Annotated in this window: 25 protein-coding genes; 17 read left to right on the top strand and 8 right to left on the bottom strand. The window is 62.8% G+C overall.

Going from position 1 to position 24,409, the window contains the following annotated elements; translation table 11 throughout:
• The first annotated feature begins 44 nt into the window (after positions 1-44).
• A complete protein-coding gene (locus P3T40_RS35465) occupies positions 45-1,544 on the top strand; it encodes an ATP-binding protein (protein ID WP_429272371.1) in 1,500 nt (499 codons plus the stop codon).
• Positions 1,545-1,599: 55 nt separating this feature from the next.
• Here P3T40_RS35465 and P3T40_RS35460 read toward each other — a convergent pair whose 3' ends face one another.
• The 5 genes from P3T40_RS35460 to P3T40_RS35440 all read right to left on the bottom strand — a co-directional run bounded on the left by P3T40_RS35460 (position 1,600) and on the right by P3T40_RS35440 (position 5,557).
• Positions 1,600-2,379: a peptidylprolyl isomerase gene (locus P3T40_RS35460; RefSeq protein ID WP_429272370.1), complete on the bottom strand. Its 780-nt coding sequence runs from the start codon at positions 2,377-2,379 to the stop codon at positions 1,600-1,602.
• Positions 2,380-2,389: 10 nt separating this feature from the next.
• Positions 2,390-2,704: a BolA family protein gene (locus tag P3T40_RS35455; protein ID WP_429272369.1), complete on the bottom strand. Its 315-nt coding sequence runs from the start codon at positions 2,702-2,704 to the stop codon at positions 2,390-2,392.
• A gap of 1 nt (position 2,705) precedes the next feature.
• A complete protein-coding gene (locus tag P3T40_RS35450) occupies positions 2,706-3,239 on the bottom strand; it encodes a septation protein A (RefSeq protein WP_429272368.1) in 534 nt (177 codons plus the stop codon).
• A gap of 225 nt (positions 3,240-3,464) precedes the next feature.
• Complete coding sequence (msrB, locus tag P3T40_RS35445) at positions 3,465-3,884, bottom strand: peptide-methionine (R)-S-oxide reductase MsrB (RefSeq protein WP_429272367.1); 420 nt, start codon at positions 3,882-3,884, stop codon at positions 3,465-3,467.
• A 116-nt stretch (positions 3,885-4,000) separates the two neighbouring features.
• Positions 4,001-5,557 carry a protein adenylyltransferase SelO gene (locus P3T40_RS35440; RefSeq protein WP_429272366.1) on the bottom strand — a complete coding sequence of 519 codons (1,557 nt, stop codon included), beginning with the start codon at positions 5,555-5,557 and terminating at the stop codon, positions 4,001-4,003.
• A 143-nt stretch (positions 5,558-5,700) separates the two neighbouring features.
• Here P3T40_RS35440 and P3T40_RS35435 point away from each other — a divergent pair, with 143 nt between their 5' ends.
• From P3T40_RS35435 to P3T40_RS35420, 4 genes are all read left to right on the top strand, one after another.
• The gene (locus tag P3T40_RS35435; protein WP_429272365.1) at positions 5,701-7,347 is read left to right on the top strand and encodes a 3-(methylthio)propionyl-CoA ligase; all 1,647 of its coding nucleotides are present in this window, start codon (positions 5,701-5,703) and stop codon (positions 7,345-7,347) included.
• 152 nt (positions 7,348-7,499) lie between these two features.
• Complete coding sequence (locus tag P3T40_RS35430; RefSeq protein ID WP_429272364.1) at positions 7,500-9,584, top strand: 3-hydroxyacyl-CoA dehydrogenase NAD-binding domain-containing protein; 2,085 nt, start codon at positions 7,500-7,502, stop codon at positions 9,582-9,584.
• Between the two features lie 101 nt (positions 9,585-9,685).
• Positions 9,686-10,312 (top strand): bifunctional nicotinamidase/pyrazinamidase, encoded by a 627-nt coding sequence (pncA, locus tag P3T40_RS35425; protein ID WP_429272363.1) that lies wholly within the window; start codon positions 9,686-9,688, stop codon positions 10,310-10,312.
• A 143-nt stretch (positions 10,313-10,455) separates the two neighbouring features.
• Positions 10,456-11,634 carry an acetyl-CoA C-acyltransferase gene (locus tag P3T40_RS35420; RefSeq protein ID WP_429272362.1) on the top strand — a complete coding sequence of 393 codons (1,179 nt, stop codon included), beginning with the start codon at positions 10,456-10,458 and terminating at the stop codon, positions 11,632-11,634.
• A 20-nt stretch (positions 11,635-11,654) separates the two neighbouring features.
• On the opposite strand, the gene P3T40_RS35415 is transcribed toward P3T40_RS35420, so the two are convergent.
• Positions 11,655-12,161 carry an LEA type 2 family protein gene (locus P3T40_RS35415; RefSeq protein ID WP_429272361.1) on the bottom strand — a complete coding sequence of 169 codons (507 nt, stop codon included), beginning with the start codon at positions 12,159-12,161 and terminating at the stop codon, positions 11,655-11,657.
• A 337-nt stretch (positions 12,162-12,498) separates the two neighbouring features.
• On the opposite strand from P3T40_RS35415, the gene P3T40_RS35410 reads away from it, so the two are divergent.
• On the top strand, positions 12,499-13,089 hold the full coding sequence (locus tag P3T40_RS35410; protein WP_429272360.1) for a BPSL1445 family SYLF domain-containing lipoprotein: 591 nt from the start codon (positions 12,499-12,501) through the stop codon (positions 13,087-13,089).
• A 137-nt stretch (positions 13,090-13,226) separates the two neighbouring features.
• On the opposite strand, the gene P3T40_RS35405 is transcribed toward P3T40_RS35410, so the two are convergent.
• A complete protein-coding gene (locus tag P3T40_RS35405) occupies positions 13,227-14,213 on the bottom strand; it encodes a zinc-dependent alcohol dehydrogenase family protein (protein WP_429272359.1) in 987 nt (328 codons plus the stop codon).
• Positions 14,214-14,312: 99 nt separating this feature from the next.
• On the opposite strand from P3T40_RS35405, the gene P3T40_RS35400 reads away from it, so the two are divergent.
• From P3T40_RS35400 to P3T40_RS35380, 5 genes are all read left to right on the top strand, one after another.
• Positions 14,313-15,212, top strand: a complete 900-nt coding sequence (locus P3T40_RS35400) for a LysR family transcriptional regulator (RefSeq protein WP_429272358.1) — start codon at positions 14,313-14,315, stop codon at positions 15,210-15,212.
• Between the two features lie 190 nt (positions 15,213-15,402).
• Positions 15,403-15,744 (top strand): PadR family transcriptional regulator, encoded by a 342-nt coding sequence (locus P3T40_RS35395; protein ID WP_429272357.1) that lies wholly within the window; start codon positions 15,403-15,405, stop codon positions 15,742-15,744.
• The gene (locus P3T40_RS35390; protein WP_429272356.1) at positions 15,741-16,871 is read left to right on the top strand and encodes a DUF1700 domain-containing protein; all 1,131 of its coding nucleotides are present in this window, start codon (positions 15,741-15,743) and stop codon (positions 16,869-16,871) included. The genes P3T40_RS35395 and P3T40_RS35390 overlap by 4 nt, the downstream gene beginning before the upstream one ends.
• A 94-nt stretch (positions 16,872-16,965) precedes the next feature.
• Positions 16,966-17,763, top strand: coding sequence for a BPSS1780 family membrane protein (locus tag P3T40_RS35385; protein WP_429272355.1), 798 nt, complete (start codon positions 16,966-16,968; stop codon positions 17,761-17,763).
• Between the two features lie 86 nt (positions 17,764-17,849).
• Entirely contained in the window at positions 17,850-18,845 is a 996-nt protein-coding gene (locus P3T40_RS35380) for an NAD-dependent epimerase/dehydratase family protein (protein ID WP_429272354.1), read from the top strand.
• 17 nt (positions 18,846-18,862) lie between these two features.
• Here the strand turns inward: P3T40_RS35380 and P3T40_RS35375 are convergent, their stop codons facing one another.
• Entirely contained in the window at positions 18,863-19,336 is a 474-nt protein-coding gene (locus P3T40_RS35375; RefSeq protein ID WP_429272353.1) for a GNAT family N-acetyltransferase, read from the bottom strand.
• Positions 19,337-19,649: 313 nt separating this feature from the next.
• Between P3T40_RS35375 and P3T40_RS35370 the strand changes: the two genes are divergently transcribed.
• The 6 genes from P3T40_RS35370 to P3T40_RS35345 all read left to right on the top strand — a co-directional run bounded on the left by P3T40_RS35370 (position 19,650) and on the right by P3T40_RS35345 (position 24,343).
• Positions 19,650-20,729, top strand: coding sequence for a fatty acid desaturase family protein (locus tag P3T40_RS35370; protein ID WP_429272352.1), 1,080 nt, complete (start codon positions 19,650-19,652; stop codon positions 20,727-20,729).
• Between the two features lie 34 nt (positions 20,730-20,763).
• Positions 20,764-21,072 carry a non-heme iron oxygenase ferredoxin subunit gene (locus P3T40_RS35365; protein WP_429272351.1) on the top strand — a complete coding sequence of 103 codons (309 nt, stop codon included), beginning with the start codon at positions 20,764-20,766 and terminating at the stop codon, positions 21,070-21,072.
• A gap of 313 nt (positions 21,073-21,385) precedes the next feature.
• Complete coding sequence (locus P3T40_RS35360) at positions 21,386-21,688, top strand: Dabb family protein (RefSeq protein WP_429272350.1); 303 nt, start codon at positions 21,386-21,388, stop codon at positions 21,686-21,688.
• Between the two features lie 130 nt (positions 21,689-21,818).
• Complete coding sequence (locus P3T40_RS35355; protein ID WP_429272393.1) at positions 21,819-22,271, top strand: PaaI family thioesterase; 453 nt, start codon at positions 21,819-21,821, stop codon at positions 22,269-22,271.
• Between the two features lie 89 nt (positions 22,272-22,360).
• Positions 22,361-23,359 (top strand): NADP-dependent oxidoreductase, encoded by a 999-nt coding sequence (locus P3T40_RS35350; protein ID WP_429272349.1) that lies wholly within the window; start codon positions 22,361-22,363, stop codon positions 23,357-23,359.
• A 117-nt stretch (positions 23,360-23,476) separates the two neighbouring features.
• The gene (locus P3T40_RS35345; RefSeq protein WP_429272348.1) at positions 23,477-24,343 is read left to right on the top strand and encodes an SDR family oxidoreductase; all 867 of its coding nucleotides are present in this window, start codon (positions 23,477-23,479) and stop codon (positions 24,341-24,343) included.
• Positions 24,344-24,409 lie beyond the last annotated feature (66 nt).

Genomic DNA, 24,409 nt, shown 5'->3' with positions numbered 1-24,409 from the left:
ATCCGTTAGCGTAGAATTTAGTACGCTAACTTACCAGGGACGATATGGCAGATTGGCGTTTCTACGGGCGACGCAGTACGTTGGACGAATTGCGCGGGCTGCTTGAGCAGCCGCAGTGGTTTTTCTGCCGGATTCAAGGTCGCAGGCGCATTGGCAAGACGACGTTACTGCGTGAACTGGCGCGCAACGACGAAGCGCTTGCAGAGCGCCTTTTCTACGTCCAGATTCCCGATTCCGACCAGACCGACGTCGCTAGCCAGTTTCGGCGGGCGTTGCAGGACAGTCTCTCGACCTCGGTGCAGGCGCTGGCAAATGACGTGCAGGACTTCGCATCCATGGCGCGGGCAATTGCCACGATGAACCGCGCCGGCATCATCGTGGTCCTGGACGAATTTCAATATTTCACATCCCCCCAGCTCGCCGCATTCAACTCTTTTTTGCAGGCTGAAGTCGATGTTCTGCGTGAATCAAAGAGCGGTGGTCTCTTCGTACTGGGCTCACTTCAATCTGAAATGAGCGCTCTGCTGGATGATAAGGCGGCTCCGCTATACGGCAGACTGACCCATTCGTTTCTTCTTGACCACTGGGACTTCGAAGACCTGCTCGCGGTGTACAACGACCACGGTGTGGCAAACCCGTACCAGTGGCTGCTCTTATGGACTTACTTTGAGGGTGTCCCAAAGTTCTACAGGGATGCCTATGGGCAAGGGCTCTTCAATGCTTCCACCAAGCATTTGCGGAACGAACTGATCGGACGTCTGTTCCTGAACGAAGGCAGCCCGCTTTCGGAAGAAGCGGACACTTCGTTTTTGCGCGAGATGAAAGGGCAACTGCTCTCGATCCTGCACTTCGTGGCGGATCATCCGGGTGCCGGTCACAACGATCTGGTAGCAAACATGCAGGCGCCGGCTGACATGAGCCGTTCATTGGGTGGGCAACTCAAGAAGCTGGTCGACGACTACGGGATGATTGACCGGCGCTATCCCGTGTTCTCGGACAGTCGAAGCCGCAATGCCCGATACTACGTGACAGATAACTTCTTGCAGGCGTGGATTGCAGTCGTTCGGCCTGCGCGTGACGCGGCGCGAATGCAGCTTCGCGAGCGCGTGCTGGAGAAGGCAAGTCCCCGTAGCGAGACGCTCGAGGGTTTTGCGTTCGAGAAGCTGATCCGGCAGTTGCACGTCGAGTGTTCAAGAAAGGGCCGGGGCGATTTTCCCATCACGTCTATAGAGGTGGGATTCTGGAATCGCGCTCGTTCGATCGATCGGTTGATCGAGATTGATATCGTGGCATTGAATCGCGACGACAAACGTGTGCGATTCGGTTCCTGCAAACGAAGCGCGAATGGCCACGACAACGGCGCATTGGTCGCGTTCGAAAATCACATCGCGGGATTCTTGTCGACAGCGGAGGGGCGCAAGCTCACCGGCTGGGAAATCGAGAAAGTATTGTTTTCGCCTACTTTCTCGAAGAACGAGGCAAGTGGTCTTGAGAATGCAGGGTATCGCTGTGTCGATCTGGAAGAGTACGCGAAACTCTTTTAAGCGCACCTTCGAACAGACGCCGGAAGTCTCTCCGGCGTCTGAACCGTACTGACTCTTACTGGACCTTCGCGTTCTTCCGCAAGCTCTCTTCAAACGCCTGCAGCTTTTCCTGCTGGATCTGCTGGACGATCTGCGGGCGCACCTGTTCGAGCGGCGGCGGCGTGATGTCGCGCGTGTCGTCGAGACGGATGATGTGCCAGCCGAATTGCGTGTGTACCGGCGTGTCGGTCATCTGGCCTTTCTGCAGCTTCTCGGCCGCAGCCGCGAATTCAGGCACATACGCCTTCGGATCCGACCAGTCGAGGTCGCCGCCGTTCTTGCCCGATCCCGGATCCTTCGAGTACTGCTTGGCGAGATCTTCGAAGCTTGCGCCGGCCTTGATCTTGGCGATCAGGTCTTTGGCTTGATCCTCGTTATCCACGAGGATGTGGTGCAGGTGATATTCCTTGCCGCCAGCGTCCTTCGCCAGTGCGTCGTAGCGTGCTTTGACCTCTGCGTCGGTCGGCTGGTTGTTCTTCAGGAAGTCTTCGATCAGCGCGCGCAGTACGACGGTCTGCTGGGCGACGGCGACTTGCGCCTTGACGTCGGGACGCGTCGGGATACCGCGACGGGCCGCTTCCTGCATCAGGATTTCACGGTTGATCAGTTCTTCGCGCACGGCCGCCTGCAACTGCGGCGAGTCCTGCTGACCCTGATGGACGAGTTGCTCGACGAGCGCGTCGACGCGTGCCTTCGGGATCGGCGTGCCGTTCACGACGGCGATGTTCTGTGCAAACGCAGGCGCAGCCGCAAAAGCGGCCAGCAATACCCAGAGGCGGGTTTTCTTCAAGGTCATCGGAAGTTTCCTAACGGGACAGCAAATCGAATTCTTCGGGCGTGTACGCCGTGATTGCGAGGGCGTGAATGCCGCGCTGCATGGCATCGGCCAGCGCATCATACACCAAGCGGTGCCGTGCTACGCGGGCCTTTCCGGCGAATGCAACTGCCACAATCGTGACACTGTAATGACCGCCTGCCGAGGCGCCGGCATGCCCCGCATGTTGTGCACTGTCATCGCGCACGCTGATCGAAGCAATCGGCGCAAGCGCCGCAGCGAGGCGCGCTTCGATCAGCGCGAGGCGCTCGGCGGGCGTGGCGTGCAGGAAAATGTCGTCGCTCATGTCACTCTTCTTCCTTCATGTACTTTGAGAGCCACAGGCTCTGGCCGACAATAAACACCACCAGACAGCCGGTCGCGCCGAACAGCTTGAAGTTCACCCAGGCATTGGTCGAGAAGTGGTAGGCCACGAACAGGTTGAGGATACCCAGCAGCACGAAGAACACCGCCCAGATCATGCTCAACTGGCCCCAGATGCGATGCGGCAGCGTGATTTGCTTGCCCATCATCGCTTCGATCAGGTTCTTGTTCAGCACCAGCTGCGAGAAGATTAGCGCGACCGAAAACGCCCAGTACAACACGGTCGGTTTCCATTTGATGAAGGTGTCGTTGTGCAGCACCAGCGTGGCCCCGCCGAACACCGTGACGACCCCGAGGCTCACCCACAACATCGCGTCCACTTTACGGTGACGGAAGGCCACCCACGCGATCTGCACCAGCGTGGCGACGATCGCCACTGCCGTGGCCGGGAAAATGCCCCACAGCTTGAACGCGACGAAAAACAGGATGATCGGGAACAGATCGAACAAGAATTTCATTATCTGGGCGGGGACCTGGAGAAATGAGGGAAATATAAGCGCGGACTGAAGGGCGCTTCGCGCCCAGGATATGCGTGCTGTGTGTACCCGTCGCGGCGGCCGGCTAGCGGCCGGCGCCAGATGGCCGGTTCGCAAGCTGGCTGAAGCGTTTAAGTCGGGGTTTGCATCGCTGGACGGCCTCGCGCCGTCCAGCAACGCCGCCGGACCTGCGCTGCCCGCGTTGCGTTACTTGGGCTCGAATTGTAGCGCAGCCGAATTGATGCAGTACCGCAGTCCGGTCGGCGCGGGGCCGTCTTCGAAGACGTGGCCGAGATGCGCGCCGCAATTCTTGCACTGCACCTCGATGCGCAGCATGCCGTGCGAGCGGTCGGTTTTCTCGGCGATCACTTCGCCGTTGATCGGCTTGAAGTAGCTCGGCCAGCCGCAGCCGGCGTCAAACTTGGTGTCCGATTCGAACAACGGCGTGCCGCAACAGACGCAGTCATAGATGCCGCGGTCCCAGTGGTCGTTGTACTGGCCGGTGAACGGGCGTTCGGTGGCAGCGTGGCGGGTCACCTGATACTCGATGTCGGACAGCTGCTTGCGCCATTCGGCATCGTCTTTCTGCAGGGCAGGCGCGGGGGTCTTGGTGTCGTCTGAGTTCATGGTTGGTTCCTGTCTCGGGTTTTGTCTCTATGTAGCTCTGGTTAGGGCGGGTGTTGCCTGGCGCGGCCAGCTGCAGCCCGCCGCCGCCCGGTAACGCCGCGGGGCGGACGCGCGCTTTATGACGAGCAACTGACTTCCAGCGAACTTGCCCAGTCGGGTGGCAGCGCGGCGTATGCCTCGTGTTCCGGTTGCTCGTCGAAGGGACGGCGCAGTACGGCCGCCAGCCGCTCGAGTTCCGAAAAGTCCTTCTCCTTGGCGCGGCGAATCGCCGTTTCGGCCAGGTGATTGCGGAGAATGAATTTGGGGTTCACGCGGTTCATTGCAATGGCGCGTTCGGCATCGTCGAGTGTTTCTTCGGACAGCCGCGCGCGGTAGTCGTTCACCCAGACATCGAACGCGGCACGGTCGAGAAACAGGTCGCGAGCCGGCGCGTCGCCGCTCGCGTCGTGTTTCGAAACACGCGCCAGATTGCGGAAGGTCAGCGTGAAATCCGCGCGGTTCGCCTGCATCACTTCGAACAGGCGGTTCGCCAACGCGTCGTCGCCCGGGCGTTCGGTCTGCAGGCCGAGTTTGGCGCGCATCCGTCCCTCAAGGGCGGGCGCGAAACGGTCCTTGAAGCCTTCGAGCACGCGCTGTGCGTCCTTCACTGCTTCCTCGCCGCGCACGCTTTCATCGTGCTGTTGACCGAGCAGCGGCAGCAAGCCCTGGGCAAGGCAGAAGAGGTTCCAGTAGGCGATCTGCGGCTGCATCCGGTAGGCGTAGCGGCCCTGCGAATCGGAGTGATTGCAGATATAGCCCGCATCGAAGCCGTCGAGGAAGCCGAACGGGCCATAGTCGATCGTGAGACCGAGGATCGACATGTTGTCCGTGTTCATCACGCCGTGGCAAAAGCCGACCGCCTGCCATTGCGCGAGCAGATCTGCGGTGGACAAAACCGCTTCATTCAGTAGCGCGAGATACGGGTCGTCCGCTTCCTTGCAATCCGGGTAGAAACGTTCGATCACGTGATCGGCGAGTGCCTGCAGCGCGTCGACGCGGTCGTTCGAATAGAAATGCTCAAAGTGGCCAAAACGGATGAAGCTCGGCGCCACGCGCGTGACCACCGCCGCCGTTTCGATTTCCTCGCGCCGCACGGACTGATCGGAGCCGATCACGCACAGCGCGCGCGTAGTGGGAATGCCGAGGTGATGCATGGCTTCCGAGCACAGATACTCGCGGATCGACGAGCGCAATACCGCACGGCCGTCTCCCATACGGGAATAGGGCGTGCGTCCCGCACCTTTGAGTTGCAGTTCGTAGCGTGCGCCGTCGTGCTCGACTTCGCCGAGGCCCAGCGCGCGACCGTCGCCGAGCTGGCCGGCCCATACGCCGAACTGATGCCCCGAATACACCGACGCATACGGCATCGCCTCGGCGGGCCAGTCGCGTGTGGCGTTGCCGGAGAAGAACTCGGCGAAGGCGGTATCGTGCGGGAGATTGGCGTCGAAACCGAGCAGGGCGGCGGTCTCGGCAGAAAAGCCGACGACATACGGCGCGCTGAGCGGCTGCGCCGGCAGGCGGGTCATAAACACGCCGCCGAGCTGTGCGAATGCGCCTTCGCGCGGGGTGCCGAGGGCCTCGGCGAGCGCCGCCATCGACCCGGACAGGCCGGAAATGCTTGGGGAAAACGACATATTGAGCGCCTCTGGATTAACCGATATTGTAAGTCGGCGCCCGCGGCGCTGCTGGCTGGCCGGTTGCCGGCGCCGCCAGCCCGGCGCCGCGCGGCATCGAACCTGAGAGAGAAGACGAAAACACCGCGAGGAGACCGCTGCTTATGACGACGCCGTTGCTGGGCCAGATGATGGACATGCCGCTCACTGTGTCTTCCCTGCTGGCGCATGCCGCGCGGCATTTCGGCGACACGGAAATCGTTTCGCGGCGCATCGAAGGCGACGTGCATCGCTACACCTACCGTGATTGCGAGAAGCGCGCGAAGCAACTGGCGCAGGCCTTGATTGCGCTCGGCGTGCAGCCGGGCGAGCGGGTCGCCACACTCGCGTGGTGCGGCTACCGGCATCTGGAGGCGTACTACGGCACGACCGGCTTCGGTTCCGTGTGCCATACGATCAACCCGCGGCTCTTTCCCGAGCAGATCGCCTACATCATCAATCACGCCGACGACAGCTATGTGCTGTTCGACATCTCATTCGCCGAGCTGCTCGACACGCTGGCCCCGCAGTGCCCGAAAGTGCGCGGCTGGATTGCGCTGACCGACGACGCACACCTGCCGCAGATGCAGACGCCGGTGCTCAGCTACGAGACATTGCTCGCCGCGCAGGACGGTGTGTACGACTGGCCGCCTATCGACGAACGCGCGGCTTCTTACCTTTGCTACACCTCCGGCACGACCGGCAATCCGAAGGGCGCGCTGTACTCGCATCGCTCGACCGTCTTGCACGCCTACGGTGCATCCCTGCCAGATGCGATGAGCCTGTCAGCGCGCGACTCAGTGCTGCCGGTGGTGCCGATGTTCCATGTGAACGCATGGGGCATTCCGCACGCGGCGCCGTTGACGGGCGCAAAGCTGGTGTTCCCCGGCAAGGACCTCGACGGCAAGTCGCTCTATGAGATGATGGAGGCCGAACGCGTCACCTATTCGGCCGGCGTGCCGACCGTCTGGCTCGGCTTGCTCGCGTATATGAAGCAGGCCGGCGTGCGCTTTTCTTCGCTCAATCGTACGGTGATCGGTGGCTCTGCCTGCCCGCCGGCCATGCTGCGGACCTTTCAGGACGAATTCGGCGTCGAAGTGATCCATGCGTGGGGTATGACGGAGATGTCGCCGCTCGGCACCCTGTCGAAGCTCACGTGGGAGCAGTCGCAGCGCTCGCCTGACGAGCAACGCAAGCTGCGCGAAAAGCAGGGCCATGTGATCTACGGCGTGGACATGAAGATCGTCGATGCGGACGGCAACGATCTGCCATGGGATGGCGTCGCGTTCGGGGATCTGCATGTGCGCGGCCCGTGGGTCATCGACCGGTATTTTCGCAAGGACGATTCGCCGCTCGTGGACGGCTGGTTTCCGACCGGCGATGTCGCCACGATCGATCCGGACAGCTTCCTGCACATCACCGATCGCAGCAAGGACGTGATCAAATCCGGCGGTGAATGGATTAGCTCGATCGACATCGAGAATGTCGCGATCGCGCATCCGGCGGTGGCCGAGGCGGCCTGTATTGCCTGCTCGCATCCGAAGTGGACCGAACGCCCGTTGCTGGTCGTCGTCAAGCGCAAGGGCACCGAGGTGACGCGTGAAGAGCTGATTGCCTTCTACGAGGGCAAGGTGGCGAAATGGTGGATTCCCGATGACGTGGTGTTCGTCGACGAACTGCCGCACACGGCCACCGGTAAGCTGCAAAAGCTCAGGTTGCGCGACATGTACCGCGACCACGTGCTGCCCTCGGCGATGGAGCGTGCGGTCTGACTCGAGGTCGTCAACCCCAGGGCAAACCCTTTCCCGCTATAAATTGAACGAGCGTGCTTTTTTGTGTATCCTGCTTGCTGACCCGGAATGTCGGACAATGAACCGGCACAGGCAGCGCGCGATGCGCTGCCTTACCGCATGGAGGCAGGCAGATGGCAGTGGACTACACGACTCATGACGGCGTCGCCGTCATTACGCTAAACAATCCCCCGGTCAACGGGCTCGGTCTGTCGACGCGAGCCGGCATCGTCGAAGGGCTCGAACGCGCGCAGAACGATCCGGCCATCAAGGCCATCGTGCTGACGGGCGCCGGCAAGGCCTTCTCGGGCGGCGCGGACATCACCGAATTCAACACCCCCAAAGCGACTCAGGAGCCGACGCTGCACACGGTCATCAAGGCCGTCGAAGGTAGCGCCAAGCCGGTCGTCGCGGCGATCCATAGCGTCGCCATGGGCGGTGGGCTCGAACTGGCGCTCGGCGCACATTACCGGATCGCGGCGCAGGGCGCGCAGATCGCGCTGCCGGAAGTGAAGCTCGGCATCCTACCGGGCGCGGGCGGCACGCAGCGTCTGCCGCGCGCCATCGGCCTCGAAGCGTCGCTCAACATGATCGTGTCGGGCGCGCCGGTGATGTCAGAAAAGTTGGCCGGCTCGGGCCTGTTCGACGAAGTGGTGGAAGGCAATCTGCCCGAAGCCGCGCTTGCGTTCGCGCGCAAGGTTGGCGCACAGACGGGTCCGCATCCGAAGGTGCGTGATCGCAAGATCGAGCATCCGAACGCGGAAGGCTTCATTCAGTTCGCACGCAATAGCGTCGCGGCGATTGCGAAGAACTTCCCGGCACCGCATAAGTGCATCGATGCGGTTGAAGCGGGCGTGAAGGACGGTTTCGACAAGGGTCTCGCGTTCGAACGCGAATGTTTTATGGCGCTCGTGCAGACGCCGGAAAGCCGCGCGTTGCGTCATGCGTTCTTCGGTGAGCGTGCGGCGAGCAAGATTCCCGATGTGCCTTCGGATACCGTTGCACGCGAGATCAGGCAGGTTGCCGTGATCGGCGCCGGCACGATGGGCGGCGGCATCGCGATGAACTTCATCAACGCGGGTCTGCCGGTCACACTGCTCGAAACGAAGCAGGAAGCGCTCGACCGTGGCATCGCGACGATTCGCAAGAACTACGAGGCCACCGTCAAGAAGGGCAAGTTGAAGCCCGAAGCGCTGGAACAGCGCATGGCGCTGATCACGCCCACGTTGTCCTACGACGACCTGAAGCAGGCCGACCTGATCGTCGAAGCCGTGTTCGAAGAACTCGGTGTGAAGGAACAGGTCTTCAAACGTCTGGATGAAGTCGCGAAGCCCGGCGCGATCCTGGCGTCGAACACTTCCACGCTCGACGTCGACAAGATTGCTGCGTTCACCAAGCGTCCGCAGGACGTGGTCGGCATGCACTTCTTCAGCCCGGCCAACGTGATGAAGCTGCTCGAAGTGGTACGCGGCAAGGAAACGGCGAAAGACGTGCTCGCCACCGTCATGCAACTGGCGAAGAAGATCAAGAAGACGGCGGTGGTGTCGGGCGTGTGCGACGGCTTCATCGGCAACCGGATGATCGAGCAATACATCCGCCAGGCGCTCTTCATGCTCGAAGAAGGCGCGCTGCCGGCCCAGGTCGACAAGGCCATCGAGAAGTTCGGCTTTGCCATGGGGCCGTTTCGTATGAGCGACCTCGCGGGCAATGATATCGGCTGGGCCATTCGCAAGCGCCGCTATCTGGAGCATCCGGAGATGCACTACTCGAAGATCGCCGACCGTCTGTGCGAGACGGGGCGCTTCGGGCAGAAAACCGGTGGTGGCTGGTACGACTACAAGGCCGGCGACCGCACGGCGTATCCGTCGAAGCTGGTGGACGAGATGATCGTTTCCTTCTCGAAGGAGACGGGTGCCGAGCGCCGCAAGATCAGCGACGTGGAAATCGTCGAACGTCTGGTGTTCGCGCTCGCCAACGAAGGCGCGAAGATTCTCGAAGAGGGGATCGCCTCGAAGGCGTCGGACATCGACATGGTTTATCTCACGGGCTACGGCTTCCCGTTGTGGCGCGGTGGCCCGATGCTGTACGCGGACACGGTGGGGCTCTACAACGTCGAGCGCGCGATTCGCGGTTATGCCGCGCGTCCGAACGGCGATGCGTGGCAACTCGCGCCGAGCATTGCTGAGTTTGCCGGGAAGGGCCGCGGGTTTAACGGCTGAGTGCTCGGCGTGTGCTTGGGCTCAGCTCGGGCGAGGCGGGTGAAGCCTGGATGGCAGGACTGGCAGATAGCAAAGTGAACGAGATTGCGCGAGGTGCCGCGATGAAAGATGCCGACGAAGTGCTGCTCGTCATCGATGTGCAGAACGATTTCATGCCTGGGGGCGCATTGGCTGTCGCACATGGCGATGAAGTCGTGCCGGTCATCAACCGGCTGGCGCGCGGGTTTAGCCACGTCGTGCTGACACAGGATTGGCATCCGGCTTCGCACATCTCGTTTGCTGCCAATCACGCGGGTCGCTCGCCGTTTGAAATGCTCACGCTGCCGTATGGCGAGCAGGTGCTGTGGCCGACCCATTGTGTGCAGGACACGCCGGGTGCGGCCTTGCATCGGGATCTCGACATTGCCCATGCGCGAGCGGTGATCCGCAAGGGGCACCACGCTGGCGTCGATAGCTACTCGGCTTTTCTCGAAGCCGATCGCACGACGCCGACGGGCCTAGCAGGATATCTGCGCGAATTGGGCGTGAAACGCGTCTGGTGCTGTGGCCTTGCGACCGACTATTGCGTCGCCTGGTCCGCGCTTGATGCACGGACAGCAGGATTTGAAGTTGCGCTGATCGAAGACGCTTCGCGCGCCATCGATCTCAACGGTTCGCTCGAGGCCGCATGGCGCGATCTGCACGCAGCGGGTGTCAAGCGCGTGCAGGCCGCGGAAGTGGCGGGGTAAGGAAGGGGTGAAGGTCCAAAAGGCTTGTACACCGGAGTGCCGCCCACCAGGGCGCCGGCCGTCGGGAGGCCAGCCCCCGGATGGCCGGCCGACGGAAGGCCACCCCAACGAACCACATTCAACATTGGAAGCAGGAGACATGCATGACTGACGCCGTAATCGTATCGACCGCCCGCACGGGTCTTGCCAAATCGTGGCGCGGCGCTTTCAACATGACGCACGGCGCGACGCTTGGCGGTCATGTGACGCAAGCCGCAGTCGAGCGCGCAAAGCTCGATCCGGCACGCGTCGAAGACGTGATCATGGGCTGCGCGAATCCCGAAGGCGCGACGGGCGGCAATATTGCACGGCAAATCGCCTTACGCGGCGGCTTGCCCGTCAGCGTGCCGGGCATGACGGTCAACCGCTTCTGCTCATCGGGCTTGCAGACGATTGCGCTCGCCGCACAGCGGGTGATCGCCGGTGAAGGCGACGTGTTCGTCGCGGGTGGGGTCGAGTCGATCTCGTGTGTGCAGAACGAGATGAACCGCCACATGATGATCGAAGGCTGGTTGAACAAGAACAAGCCGGAGATTTACTGGTCGATGTTGCAGACCGCTGAAACCGTCGCCAAGCGCTACTCGATTTCGAAGGAGCGCCAGGACGAATACGGCGTGCGTTCGCAGCAGCGCGCGGCGGCCGCGTTGGAAGCCGGCAAGTTCAACGACGAGATCGTGCCGATGACGGTGCTCGCGGGCGTCGCCGACAAAGCCAGCGGCCGGCTCTTCACGAAGGAAGTAACGATTGCCGCCGACGAAGGCATCCGCGCCGACACGACGCTCGAAGGCGTGTCGAAGATTCGCACGGCGCTGCCGGGCGGCGTGATCACGGCCGGCAATGCGAGCCAGTTTTCGGACGGCGCATCGGCCTGCGTGGTGATGAACGCGAAGGTGGCCGAACGCGAAGGGCTGCAACCGCTCGGGATTTTCCGCGGCTTTGCCGTAGCGGGTTGCGAGCCTGACGAGATGGGCATCGGTCCGGTGTTCGCGGTGCCGAAGCTGCTCAGGCAGGCAGGCCTGAAGGTCGAAGATATCGACCTGTGGGAACTGAACGAAGCGTTCGCCGTGCAGGTGCTGTATTGCGCCGACAAACTCGGGATCCCGCACGACAAGCTGAATGTGAACGGCGGCGCGATCGCGGTTGGCCATCCGTACGGCGTGTCGGGTGCGCGTCTGACCGGGCATGCGCTGATCGAAGGCAAACGGCGCGGTGCAAAACTGGTCGTCGTGACGATGTGCATCGGCGGCGGGCAGGGCGCGGCGGGCTTGTTCGAAGTGGTTTGAGCCCGAGGCCGGGCCGCGACTCACTGCCCAGCTAGCCCGAGCCCCGGCAGCGACAGCACGCCCTGATCGAGGAAGCGCGTGCCGCCCGTCAGGCCGCCCGCCAGCCGTCCGCGCAAGATATAGGGATACTGGCCGGGCGGCGTATCGCTGCCGGCGAGCGAGAAGGCCTGACGCAAGGCCGTAAACGCGGGCACCGTCAACGGCACGCTCACGACGGTCTCGCCGTAGCGCGGCACCGTGCCCTGCTGATTGCTGACGCCGCTGGCAAACGCTTTGCCGTTCAGTTGCAGATCGACTGAGACGCCGTCGAAGTTAAGCGCCTCTTCGTTGGGATTCTGGATCCGCAGCTTCACGTTGAAACGCATTTCCAAACCCTGGCTGTCGAGCGGTTCGATGCCCGCCACGCTCACGCGCAGCGGGTCGTGGCCGAACCATCCCGCGCAGCCGCCGAGCGTCACTACCGCGAGCAACCCCGCCGCGAGGAGGCGGGCGGAGCGCCCGGACAACAACAGACGAAGGAAGGGCATAGCGGGCACCTCGAGTCGAACTGGGTTGGGGTTGGTCGGTATTCTACCGGCAGGGCCAGTTTGCTGTGTGGCCCGCGATTACTCCGACTCTACAGCCGCGGAGGTCGCTTGAGTGAGTCGAACTGCCGCATCCGGACAGACAGGTTCCATCGCCTTACCGGACTGAATCGCGCACGAACTCAGCGTGATAATGGTTGTCCGATTGGCACTAGCCGAAAGTCTCCGTTTCGCGAGCACAATGAAACGGTTGCAGAGGGATCGAAAACGGACTTCAATGCCGTACTAAAGCGATTTCGTGACGGCTATCGATCAACCCTGTCTTCATAGGAAAGCAACGATGCACCGACGTCAATTCATTACCGGCACCAGTGTGCTTCTCGCATCGAGCGGCCTGACGCTGGCAGGCTGCACCACCACGCCGCTCGGCTCGGGTGAGACCGCCGAGGACTACGCGCAAAAGCGCAACACGATTAACGCCGGGATCGATTCGACGCTCGCTCGCCTGCAGAGCACGGTAAATGGTTCGCAGGAGATCCTTGCCAAAGCGCGCGGCGTGCTGGTGTTTCCGTCTGTGTTTGCGGCCGGTTTCTGGTTTGGCGGCCAGTACGGACAGGGCGGCCTGCGTGTCGATGGGCAGACGACGGGTTACTACAGCACCGTCGCCGGCTCGTTCGGTTTGCAGATCGGCGCGCAGTCAAAGGCGATCATCTTTGCTTTTCTGACGCAGGAAGCGCTTGATCGTTTTATGCAAAGCCAGGGCTGGGCGGCCGGCGCGGATGCTACCGTCGCGCTGGCGAAGATCGGAGCGAACGGCAATCTCGACACCTCGACGGCGATGAGTCCAGTGGTCGCGTTCGTGCTGACCAATGCTGGACTGATGGCGGGTATCTCGCTGGAAGGCACCAAGGTTTCGCGGCTCGTGATTTGAGCGGCGCCAAGGTGTCGCAGCCCGGTGATTTGAGCGGCACCAAGGTCTCGCGGTTGGTGATCTAAGCGGGTGCCAAGATCTCACGGCTGATTCTCTCAGCACAAAAGCCGTCGCTCGCCCCAGGTCCAACGCGACGCTCAATCTATCTCCACCACCACTTTGCCGCGGGTGGTGCCGCTCGTGATGGCTTCGTAGGCAAGTTCGGCTGAACCCAGATCGAAACGGCGCGGATCGAGCCGCGGCTTGAGCTTGCCCGCTTCCGCGAGCCGCGTGGCTTCGCGAAGCATGGAGCCGTGGTGGGCGCGATGCTCGCCGGTAAGGAGCGGATACAGCGTGAACACGCCCGAGTAGCTCGCTTCACGAAACGAAAGCGGCGCGAGCGCATGGGTTCCCCAACCCAACGCGCTCACCACGTGGCCGAAATGCCGGACCGCTGCGAACGACGCATCCAGGGTCGCACCGCCGACCGTGTCGACCACCAGCTCGAAGCCTTTGCCGTCCGTCGACGACGCCACGTATTGCTCGACGGTTTGCGCCCGGTGGTCGATTGGCGTCGCGCCGAGGCTCGCCACGAAATCCAGATCGCGTGTGCTCGCAGTCGCGAACACCTTCGCGCCAAGTGCGTGAGCCAGCTGCACGGCGACATGTCCGACGCCGCCTGCGCCGCCCTGGACCAGCACGGTTTGTCCGGCCTGCAGCCGCGCCCGGTCCACGATGCCTGCGTACGCGGTGATGAAGGCGAGCGGCAGGGCGGCGGCTTCGCGCATCGACAGATTGGCCGGTTTCAGCGCGAGCAGGTCGGCGTCGACGGCTGCGTACTGGGCCAGCGACCCTTGAATACCGCCAACCCCGCCCGTCATGCCATACACCTCATCGCCAACCTTGAACGCGCTGACTCCTGGCCCGACCGCTTCGACCACCCCCGCCATGTCGATACCCAGCACCAGCGGCAACGGATGCTTCGCATGGTCGGCGCTGCCGGCGCGGATCTTGGTATCGAGCGGATTCAGACCACTGGCTGCAATCCGCACGAGCACCTGACCTTGCGAAGGGCGCGGACGGGAGAGCTCGGTCATTTCGAGGGGGCCGTGGTAACGGTTGAGTACGAGAGCGTGCATGGACATGGTGATCTCCTTCCGGTTGAGTCGGTGCTGCGATAAGTCCATACTCCTTCATGCGAAAAGGCATGTAAATCAACGTTGTTGAATGATGGTCAAACGAAAATGAATGGACGCGAACTGGAATGGAGTGACGTGCGTATCTTCCTCGCTATCGCCCGGACCGGCACGCTAGGCGCGGCGGCGAGGCAAACTGGCCAGACTCAGCCGACCATGGGCCGGCGCCTGCGCGCGCTCGAAGAGGCGACCGGGCATGAGTTGTTCCAGCGCACCCGCGACGGTTTCGTCCTGACCGATGAGGGCACGGCGGTGCTGGCCTACGCCGAGCGAATGGAGGAGGAAGCGCATGGCTTCACGCGAGCGCTGGCCGGCAAGGACGCCCAGCTGTCGGGCTTGTTGCGCGTGTCGTCATCGGACTGGTTCGGGATCCACGTGTTGACGCCTGTATTTGCGCGGTTCCTGGCACGGCATCGCGGCGTGTCGATCGAACTGGTGACGGATTCGCGCCGCTACAACCTCGCGCGGCGGGAGGCGGATCTGGTGTTTCGCATCACACCCTTTGACGAAGCCGATGTCATCCAGCGCAAGCTGATGCACATGGATTACGCGCTGTACGGACGCCTGGATCTCGTCGCCCCGCAGGCGGGCGACGGGGAAGGCCATACGCTGATCACGATGGACAGCGCCTTCGGCACGCTGCCCGATGTGGCGTGGGTCACACGCATGCTGCCGAATGCGCGGATCGCGTTCGGCAGCAATAACCGCGGCGCACAGGCGCAGATGTGTGCCCAAGGTGCCGGCTTTGCGGTACTCCCGTGTCTGCTCGGCGATACGACCGCAGGACTGCGGCGCATCGATCTCGGCGAGGTGCCGCCGGGCCGGGAGGTCTGGTTCGGCTACCACCGCGACCTGCGCCGGGTGGCGCGCCTGCGGGCCTTGCTGGATGTGACGATCGAGGCGCTCGGCATCGAGGCGCTCGGCATCGAGGCACTGGGCAACACTTGATGGGGTACTCGCGCCGATCCACGGCCAACCTATGGCCGATCCGACGCTCCGGAGATATGTATAAAACGGTACCTTGCATAAAACAGTAGAGCCTGCTACATTTCAGCCATGGTCACCGCGGCCATTAGTCCGCCCGGTGACAGTGCATAGCACGGTACCTTGCAACGCACACTACGAATCGTGGAATTAGATGAAGACGCAGTTAAAAAAAGGAACGCTCGATATGTGCGTGCTGGCCGTGCTGGCCCGCGGGGACAGCTACGCGTACGAGCTGGTGTCGACACTCGCTGAAACGATGGAAATCAGCGAAGGCACGATCTACCCTTTGATGCGGCGGTTGCAGGCCGAGGCATGGGTGTCGACCTACCTCGTCGAGTCGAGCTCGGGGCCGCCACGCAAGTACTACTCGCTGACGGGCACCGGTCGCCGCAGCCTGCTGGAGATGGAAGAGGAGTGGCGCAGTTTCGTGGATGAAGTCAACGGCGTACTTGAACAACCCGCCATAAAAATGAACACAGGGGAAAACCCATGAAGCAGGAAGTATTCATTGAGGCTCTGCGGCGGGAATTGAGCAGTCTGCCGAAGCAGGCGGTCGATGAAATCATTGCCGATTACCACGAGTACATTGGCGACGCGCTCGCCGCCGGGCGGCGCGAGGAAGATGTGATCGCGGCCCTGGGCGACCCGGTCAAGCTCGCTCGCGAACTCAAGGCGCAGGCGAACTACCGTCAGTGGCAAGACCGCCGTTCGTTCGGCAACCTGATTCGCGTGATCATGTCGATTTCCGCGCTGGGCCTGCTGAACGTCTTGCTGCTGGTGCCGTTCATGCTGTACCTGGCGTTGCTTACCGCCGGCTACGCGGTCTCCGTAGGGCTGACGATCGCCGGGCTGGTGGGGGTGATCGCGTTGAGCGGTCATCACTTCTTCGGCAAGACCGCACGTGATGCGCTGCCGTTCAGCTTTAGTAGCAGCTCCAGCGAGCAAGCCAAGACGGCACCTGGCGGCGCCTCAGACACGAAGGATGCGGATGACGATAGCGACGACCAGACGCCGACCAGTCTGAAGAGCTTGAAGATTGTCGGCGACCGTTTCGTCTTCAACCTGCAGGACGACAGCAAGCTCGAGCTGGTCACGCGCTCGGGATCGATCGAGATACGCAACGACGGCGACAACTTCAAGTTCGAGAGTTCGTCCGAAGCCGCCCGGCACCTGCTGACAAAGGACGCGGACGGCACGTGGAGCATCCCGCGCGACGAAGTGGTCACGCTGGAGTTGAAGGACGACGACGAGAAAGTATCGTTTGTGCGCTCCAGTAGCGATCCCAAATCGGGAGTTTGGGACATCTCGAGCGACGACGGCGATAACGTCAAGCTGGAGCAGGATGCGAACGGCAAGACTAATCACGTGACGGCGCATAGCGGTGAGGACACGGTGGATATCGGCAACGGCAAGATCGCCATCAACGACGGGCACGACGTGATCCGCGTGGCGGCATCGGACAGCGAATACACGTATGCGATCGTGATGCTGCCCATCGGATTGCTTGGCCTTGTGTTGTGTATCTGGCTCACACGGATTACCTGGCGCAGCGTGGCGCGCTACGTGAAGCGGCAAATCGACGTCGTCTCGGCGAGTCTCGAGCGCCAGCAGACGTCCTGAAGAAGCACGGGCAAAACCCGAACAACGAAGTACCGAATATCTGAACCCTTAGTAGTACGTACAACCATTTTTCGCTTTAATAGAGGAAATTGTCATGAACATCGATTACCCGAGCGACGTTTCTAAGGAAACCCGTCTCCATCGTGTGCCGGCACTGCCTTTTTCCGGTGGAAGAGAAGTCAATCCCCTGCGTATTGCCGACTGGCTGATGGCCGGCTTGCGTGCCGCCGGCGTGCAGCCTGTGCTGTGGCTCAGCGTGTTGCTGATCTGCGCCGATTTCGCGACGGCGTTGGGGTTCCTGCCGCTGTTGCGTCCGCTGGCGGTGTTGCTGGCGCCGCTTGTCGTGGGTGGCCTGATGGTGGTTCAGGACGGTGCCGTCAAGGGTCAACCGGTGTCGTTGCGTGAAGCGTTCGCGGTGCTGGGGCGGCGTAGCAACGCGCTGTGCGTGATCGGGCTGTACGGTGCGGCGATCGTCGCCGTCGGCTATGTGATCCTGCTGGCAACGTTCCATGTCTCGCTGAACGCTTCGGTGACGGCAAGCGGGGTCCATAACCTGTCGATCAGCTACGGCGGCGATCAAGGCGTGCGCGGCGCGCTCGAATCGCTGCTCGGCGCGTCGATCTTTGCGGTCGCGATTGCCTCGGCGTGCTTTGCTCCGGCGCTGGTGGTGCTGCACGACATGACCCCGCATGACGCGATGATCGCGAGCCTGAGCGGTGCCGCACGTAACTGGCCGGTCACGCTGATGTACTTCGCGGCGATGACGGTGGCTGTGCTGTTCGCGCCGATGGTGCCGCTGGCGCTGCGCGCCCTGGTGCTGACGCCGGTTCTGACCGCTGTGCCGCTGCTGTCGATCTACGGCGCTTACCGGGATGTGTTCGTCGGGCGCTGAGCTGGAATGTAAGCGTGTGTGGACGGTGTACACGAGCCGGTCTGCGCGAGAGTTGCACGGATGATATGAAGGGTGACGGAGTACGCATGAGACTGCTGATCATGGGAGGGACCTTGTTTCTCGGCCGCCATATCGTGGAGGCGGCCTTGAGGCGAGGGCACGAAGTCACGCTGTTCAATCGCGGGCTTCAGAATCCAGGCTTGTTTCCGACGGTGGAGAAGCTGACCGGCGACCGGGACTCGAATCTGTCCGCATTGAAAGGGCGCTGCTTCGACGCGGTGATCGACCCGTCCGCTTACCGCCCCGAACAGATCGATCGGCTGCTCGCGGCCTTGAGTGAACCGACTTCGCACTACACGTTGGTGTCGACCATTTCAGTGTATGGTGCGTTTCCGCCGAGGCGCCGTTTTGACGAAAGCACGGCTGTGGTTGCCGGCCATGAAGGTTACGGCGCGCTGAAGGCGCGGGCCGAGGCGGCGGTTCAGGCCGCGCTGCCGGGCCGGGTTGCCATTGTACGTCCCGGATTGATCGCGGGTCCTCACGATCCCACCGAGCGGTTGACCTATTGGCTGCGCCGCATCGACGCCGGTGGCTGCGTGCTGGCGCCGGGGCGTCGCGAGCGGCCGGTTCAGTTCATCGACGCGCGGGATCTTGCCGAATGGTCGGTGCGCCTCGCGGAGGGGCGCGTCTGCGGCGTCTATCATGCGGCCGGCCCACAGGCCACGCTGACAATGGGGCAGTTCCTCGACCAGTGTCTGGCGATAACCGGAAGCGATGCCGAGTTCGCCTGGATTCCCGATGAAGAGGTCGTAGCCGCAGGAATCGAAGGTTGGACCGAATTGCCGCTATGGATTGCAGAAGACGACGCGGAAGCTGGCGGGATCTTTTACGCGGACAACGGCCACGCGATCGAGCAGGGGCTCACATTCCGCCCGCTCGCACAGACCATCCGGGACACGCTTCAATGGTGCCGTGAAGCGAGCGGCGAAAGCATCGATTCGCCGCTGCGTGTCAGGACCTTGAGTGCGCAGAAAGAGCGGGAGACCCTCGCGCAACTGCGTCTGCGTCCGCTGTCGGGCTGAAGCCTGCGCGCCCGGTACTACGCTGACATCGTTGTCTCCGCGGCCAGATTCTTCTCCATGAAGACGCTCAGCGGATCGGGCTGGTAATCCGCGAACGGCTCGCGGGCGACGAAACCCGCCCGACCGTAGAGGCCGAGCGCCGAATGACTGTCGACGCCGGTCTCGAGGCGCAACCAGCGCACCCCGTGTGCACGGGCCTGATTTTCGAGCTTGCCGAGGATGGCCTTGGAGAGTCCCTGGCCGCGCGCCTGCGGCTCCACCCACATCCGTTTGATTTCAGCCCAATCGCCTTTCAGGACCACCGCGCCGGTTGCCAGCGCTGCGCCGGATGCGTCGCGGGCGACGTGAAACAGCACGCTGGGTTCGCGCAACGAGTCGAGCGGCAAGAGGTGGTTGCTCTCGGCCGGATAGAGCCTCGCGGCTTCTGCGTCGCCATGCTCGAGCAGGGCAATAATGTCGGGCTGGGCGGGATCTTCGATGGCGATGTTCATGGGTGAAGTCGACTGTGTAAGCGGATGGTCAGGCAGGCATGAGCGTATCAAAGATGGCGCGTCTGTCCAAAATGTTTTATGCCGGCCTCGATGTATTGACGATGCGCGTCCAACATCTCATGCCCGACCCACGTCACCTGGCCCGCGAGGCCCGCCTGGTGCAGTGCGGCCTCGATGCCGTGCCATCGCTACGCCAGAGAAATGGCGAGATTTCGTGAATCTTCCCATTGAGGCGCGCCGTCCGCTCGCCTATTTTTTATTATGCGAGCTCCACGCCGGACAAAGCGGAGCCAACCCGAGCAAGGAGACACAAGTGGCGAACACGGAGACAGGCGCACGGGAGCCTTCGGCCGCGGCGCGCGACGCGTACCGGTTGATAGGCGGTGCGGGCGAACGCGCGCGGGCGGCAGGCCTTGTCAATGCCGACTGGTACAAGTCCCCGGTGCCGCGCCCGATGATGAAGCAGTTGATGCAGCGCAGCAATGCGCGTGCGATCCGCGACACGCTGCTCTGGTACGCGGCGATCATCGCGAGCGGCGTGCTCGCCGGATTCGCCTGGCATGCTCACTCATGGTGGGTGATCCCGGCGTTCCTGCTGTACGGCACGCTGTATTGCAGCCCCGCCGACTCGCGCTGGCACGAAGCGGGACACGGCACCGCCTTCAAGACGCGCTGGATGAACGATGCGCTGTATCAGATCGCGTCGTTCCAGATCTTTCGCCGCGCGACCGTCTGGCGATGGAGCCACGCACGTCATCACACGGACACGCTCGTCGTCGGCCGCGATCCGGAGATCGCCGCGCCCCGGCCCACCGACTGGCTCGCACTCGCGCTCAACGTGTTCGCGATCAAGCACGTCGCTCACGAACTGCCGAAGATGGTGAGCGCCGCGTTGGGCCGCGTCGGCGCGGACGAGGAAACCTTTGTTCCCGCTTCCGAATGGCCGAAAGTGATCCGCGAGGCGCGCATCAGCCTGCGCGTCTGCGCGCTCGTGATTGCCGCCTGCATCGCGTTCCGCTCGGTGCTGCCGCTGCTCTATATTGGGCTGCCGAGCCTGTACGGCGCGTGGCTCTACGTCTACTTCGGTCTGACGCAGCATGCTGGCATGCCGGAGAACGTGCTCGATCATCGCCGGAACTGCCGCACGATCATGATGAATCCGCTGTTCCGCTTCCTCTACTGGAACATGAACTACCACGTCGAGCATCACATGTTCCCGTTGGTGCCGTTTCACGCGTTGCCGCAACTGCACGAGGTGGTGAAGGCGGACATGCCGCCGCCGTATCGCAGCAGCCTCGCCGCGTATGCGGAGATCATTCCGGCGCTGGTGCGCCAGACGCGCGATCCGTCGTATGCGGTCGTGCGGCCGGTGCCCGGCACCGCGCAGGCCTGACCCGGCGCGACCACACAGGATTCAGGAGACCAACATGACGCAATGGATCGATGCAGCCGCATTCGACGATATCGAAGACGAAGACGTGATGCGCTTCGATCATGCTGGCCGCACCTACGCGATCTACCGGGTCGAAGACGAGGTCTATGCGAGCGACGGACTCTGCACGCACGAGCAGGTCCACCTGAGCGGCGGGTTCGTGATGGGACACGAGATCGAATGTCCGAAGCACAACGGCCGCTTTGACGTTCGCGATGGCCGGCCGCTGTGCGCACCCGTATGCGAAAAGCTGCAGACGTATGCGGCGAAGGTCGAAGGCGGACGCATCCTCATCGAGGTGTGACGCGCTGCCTGCCGGAACATACTTGACACCTCTAACATAGTGGCGGGACCTCGATATAGAGGCCAATGCAGTCCGTAAGTTTGATAGGCTTGCAGCCTGCCTTGAGCTGCCTGATCCTGGTGCCAGTAAGCGCCAAGGGGTAGAAAGCGGGTATCGTTTTCGGTTCTGCACTGCATACCCTCTGTATGCCCGCTTTTTCGCCGGATGGGGATGCCTTCCTGAGGAAGGTTGCGGACGCCGTGGCACGCTGGGATCAAGGTAGGGTAAGGTATTGAGCCCATTTAACGGACTGGCGCGAACCGCTGGGAACACTATGATTCGACATATTGTGATGTGGAAGTTGAAGGAATCGGCAGAAGGTGCGAGCCGCGCAGAAAACGCTGCCAAACTCAAGGAAAAGCTCGAAGGTTGCCGCGACATCGTTCCCGGCATCCTGCATCTCGAAGTGGGGCTCGCAGCACCTGGCCTCGAATCGACCTATGACGTCGTGCTCGTTTCCGACTTCATTGACAAGGCTGCGCTCGACGCCTATCAGGTCCACCCGACCCACCTGGCGCTTAAAGGTTTTGTCGGCGCGGTGCGTGAATCGCGCGACTGTGTCGATTACGTCGTCTGACGGCGCGGCAATGACTGATTCGCAAAAAGAGGGGGCCGGTGATCCGGGGGCCGGCCTTCCGGGGGCCGGCCTTCCGGGCCCCACCCATTCCGCCGCCACCCCAGCCACACCCCGCGCCGCGCCCAACGCCCTGGCCGTCCTCGAAAGCCCCTTCGTCGACCACCTCGGCGTGCAACTGGTGTCCGCGGCGGACGGCGTCAGCGAAGTCGTGCTACCCCTTGCGCCGGATCATATGAACACGTGGGCGGTCGCACATGGTGGCGTGACGATGACGCTCGCCGACGTCGCGCTGGCGATGGCCGCCCGCAGTCTCGCGGGCGACGGCGTCGGCGTCGTCACCGTGGAAATGAAAGTCAACTTCATGCAGCCGGGGCGAGGCGAGTTGCGCGCTTCTGCACGCGTGCTGCATCGTTCGACCACGATGGCCTATTGCGAAGGCGAAATCCGCGATAGTGAAGGCCATTTCGTTGCGAAGGCACTCGGCACCTTCAAGTACATGCGGCGGCTTGCCGTGGGCCGCGACGTGACGCATCAGCGTCTGCGCAGCGACCCGTCCGCCAAACCCGGTCCCAGCGACGGTTAATTGCGGCGCCGGACGTGCCACTGCGCGCGTCCCGCTGTGCATATCCCGGAGTGTCCGGCTTCACCTTAAAAATTATGGAGACGATCCTCATGACCCAGATTAACCGCCAACTCGTCCTCGCGTCCCGTCCGGAAGGCGCGGCCACGCCGGACAATTTCAGGCTCGTCGAAACGCCGCTGGCACCGCTCGCGGAAGGTCAGTTTCGCGTGCGCAATCACTATCTCTCGCTCGATCCCTACATGCGTGGCCGCATGAACGACAGCAAGTCGTACGCCGCGCCGCAACCGCTCGACGAAGTGATGATCGGCGGGACGGTGGGCGAAGTCGTGGAATCGAAGCATCCGAAGTTCGCGGCGGGCGACAAGGTGGTCGCCATGTTCGGCTGGCAGGAATACGGCACCTCCGACGGCACGGGCGTGCGCAAGGTCGACGACACCCATGTGCCGCTCTCCGCCTATCTCGGCTCGGTGGGCATGCCGGGTGTCACCGCCTGGTACGGGCTGAACAAAATCATCGCGCCCAAGGCCGGTGAGACGGTGGTGGTCAGCGCGGCGAGCGGGGCGGTCGGCAGCGTCGTCGGGCAACTGGCGAAGCTGGCCGGTGCGCGGGCGGTCGGCATCGCCGGCGGCGCGGACAAGTGCCGCTATGTGGTCGAGCACCTCGGCTTCGACGCCTGCGTCGACTACAAGGCCGGCAAGCTGTATCAGGACCTCAAAGCGGTGACGCCAGAGGGTGTCGACGGCTACTTCGAGAACGTCGGGGGAGAGGTGCTTGACGTGGTGCTAGCGCGGATGAGCGCGTTCGGCCGCATCGCGTTGTGCGGGATGATTGCCAGCTACGACGGCCAGCCGATGCCGCTCAAGCACCCGGCGCTGATGCTCACGCAGCGCTTGCTGGTGCAGGGCTTTATCGTTAGCGAGCACCCGGACGTGTGGCCCGAAGCGCTCACGCAACTTGGCACGCTCGTCGCGCAAAAGAAACTGCATTACCGCGAAAGCATCGCGCAGGGGCTCGAACAGGCGCCCGAGGCGTTCGTCGGCCTGCTCAAGGGGAAGAACTTCGGCAAGCAGCTGGTCAAACTGATCTGACGCGACGTGGCCGGAACCGGTTGCGGTAGGGCGGGTCGCCGTGGCAAAGCCCGCTTTTACGACAACGCCGCCCGGTCAGGCTCACCCCTCACAACAAATAACTAACGGAGACACACGATGTTCCAGTTCGAAGGCAAAGTGGCTGTGATCACCGGCGCGGCGAGCGGCTTTGGGCGTGCGTTTGCCGAAAAAGGCGCAACGCTTGGCATGAAGCTGGTGCTGGCCGACGTCGACGGCGAAGCGCTTGCGCAAACCGTCGAAGCACTGCGCGCGGCCGGCGCCGATGCGATCGGCGTGCCGACCGACGTCTCGGACGCCGCCCAGGTCGACGCGCTGGCGCTCGCGGCGCTCGATGCGTTCGGCAAGATCCATCTGCTGTTCAACAACGCGGGCGTGGGCGCCGGCGGCTTTCTGTGGGAAAGCACGGCCAACGACTGGTCCTGGGTATTCGGCGTCAACGTGATGGGCGTCGCGCACGGCGTGCGCGTGTTCACACCGATCATGCTGCGGCAAAACGAACCGGCGCACATTGTCAATACGGCTTCGGTGGCGGGGCTCCTGTCGCCGCCGGCGATGGGCATCTACAACGCGTCCAAACACGCGGTCGTCTCGTTGACGGAGACGCTCTATCACGATCTGCAGAATACTGGCGGACAGGTAGGGTGTTCGCTGCTGTGCCCGGCGTTCGTGCCGACCGGCATCGCCAACGCCGAACGTGCACGTCCCGAGACCTTGCGCAACGACGCGGCGCCGACCCGCTCGCAACTTGCCGCGGGCAAGCAACTGCAGCGGGCGGTGCAGTCGGGCAAGCTAAGCGCGAAGGATGTCGCTGAGCTGACGTTTGCGGCGATCGAAGCAGGGCGCTTCTACATCATCACGCACCCGGCGATCATGCCGACCGTGCGACTGCGCCACGAAGATATCGAGCAGCAGCGCAATCCGACCGATCCGCTGTCGCTCAAGCCGGAGGTGAAGGGCGAGTGAGCCCGCGCTGTGCACGAGGCCGGGCGCCCCGCTCCGGCTTCATGGCATCATACGGCGCTTACGCCA

Source organism: Paraburkholderia sp. EB58 (assembly GCF_050436665.1).
Lineage (GTDB): Bacteria > Pseudomonadota > Gammaproteobacteria > Burkholderiales > Burkholderiaceae > Paraburkholderia.
This window is presented reverse-complemented; position numbering and strand designations above follow the sequence as displayed.

Bases quoted from the DNA above. Each gene is read 5' to 3' on its own strand.
- P3T40_RS35380 (WP_429272354.1), top strand. From the start codon at position 17,850: ATGAGACTGCTGATCATGGGAGGGACCTTGTTTCTCGGCCGCCATATC.
- P3T40_RS35460 (WP_429272370.1), bottom strand. From the start codon at position 2,379: ATGACCTTGAAGAAAACCCGCCTCTGGGTATTGCTGGCCGCTTTTGCG.
- P3T40_RS35450 (WP_429272368.1), bottom strand. From the start codon at position 3,239: ATGAAATTCTTGTTCGATCTGTTCCCGATCATCCTGTTTTTCGTCGCG.
- P3T40_RS35350 (WP_429272349.1), top strand. From the start codon at position 22,361: ATGACCCAGATTAACCGCCAACTCGTCCTCGCGTCCCGTCCGGAAGGC.
- P3T40_RS35415 (WP_429272361.1), bottom strand. From the start codon at position 12,161: ATGCCCTTCCTTCGTCTGTTGTTGTCCGGGCGCTCCGCCCGCCTCCTC.
- P3T40_RS35365 (WP_429272351.1), top strand. From the start codon at position 20,764: ATGACGCAATGGATCGATGCAGCCGCATTCGACGATATCGAAGACGAA.
- P3T40_RS35375 (WP_429272353.1), bottom strand. From the start codon at position 19,336: ATGAACATCGCCATCGAAGATCCCGCCCAGCCCGACATTATTGCCCTG.
- P3T40_RS35395 (WP_429272357.1), top strand. From the start codon at position 15,403: ATGAAGACGCAGTTAAAAAAAGGAACGCTCGATATGTGCGTGCTGGCC.
- P3T40_RS35390 (WP_429272356.1), top strand. From the start codon at position 15,741: ATGAAGCAGGAAGTATTCATTGAGGCTCTGCGGCGGGAATTGAGCAGT.
- P3T40_RS35430 (WP_429272364.1), top strand. From the start codon at position 7,500: ATGGCAGTGGACTACACGACTCATGACGGCGTCGCCGTCATTACGCTA.
- pncA (WP_429272363.1), top strand. From the start codon at position 9,686: ATGAAAGATGCCGACGAAGTGCTGCTCGTCATCGATGTGCAGAACGAT.
- P3T40_RS35385 (WP_429272355.1), top strand. From the start codon at position 16,966: ATGAACATCGATTACCCGAGCGACGTTTCTAAGGAAACCCGTCTCCAT.
- P3T40_RS35455 (WP_429272369.1), bottom strand. From the start codon at position 2,704: ATGAGCGACGACATTTTCCTGCACGCCACGCCCGCCGAGCGCCTCGCG.
- msrB (WP_429272367.1), bottom strand. From the start codon at position 3,884: ATGAACTCAGACGACACCAAGACCCCCGCGCCTGCCCTGCAGAAAGAC.
- P3T40_RS35360 (WP_429272350.1), top strand. From the start codon at position 21,386: ATGATTCGACATATTGTGATGTGGAAGTTGAAGGAATCGGCAGAAGGT.
- P3T40_RS35465 (WP_429272371.1), top strand. From the start codon at position 45: ATGGCAGATTGGCGTTTCTACGGGCGACGCAGTACGTTGGACGAATTG.
- P3T40_RS35410 (WP_429272360.1), top strand. From the start codon at position 12,499: ATGCACCGACGTCAATTCATTACCGGCACCAGTGTGCTTCTCGCATCG.
- P3T40_RS35420 (WP_429272362.1), top strand. From the start codon at position 10,456: ATGACTGACGCCGTAATCGTATCGACCGCCCGCACGGGTCTTGCCAAA.
- P3T40_RS35440 (WP_429272366.1), bottom strand. From the start codon at position 5,557: ATGTCGTTTTCCCCAAGCATTTCCGGCCTGTCCGGGTCGATGGCGGCG.
- P3T40_RS35405 (WP_429272359.1), bottom strand. From the start codon at position 14,213: ATGTCCATGCACGCTCTCGTACTCAACCGTTACCACGGCCCCCTCGAA.
- P3T40_RS35400 (WP_429272358.1), top strand. From the start codon at position 14,313: ATGAATGGACGCGAACTGGAATGGAGTGACGTGCGTATCTTCCTCGCT.
- P3T40_RS35435 (WP_429272365.1), top strand. From the start codon at position 5,701: ATGACGACGCCGTTGCTGGGCCAGATGATGGACATGCCGCTCACTGTG.
- P3T40_RS35345 (WP_429272348.1), top strand. From the start codon at position 23,477: ATGTTCCAGTTCGAAGGCAAAGTGGCTGTGATCACCGGCGCGGCGAGC.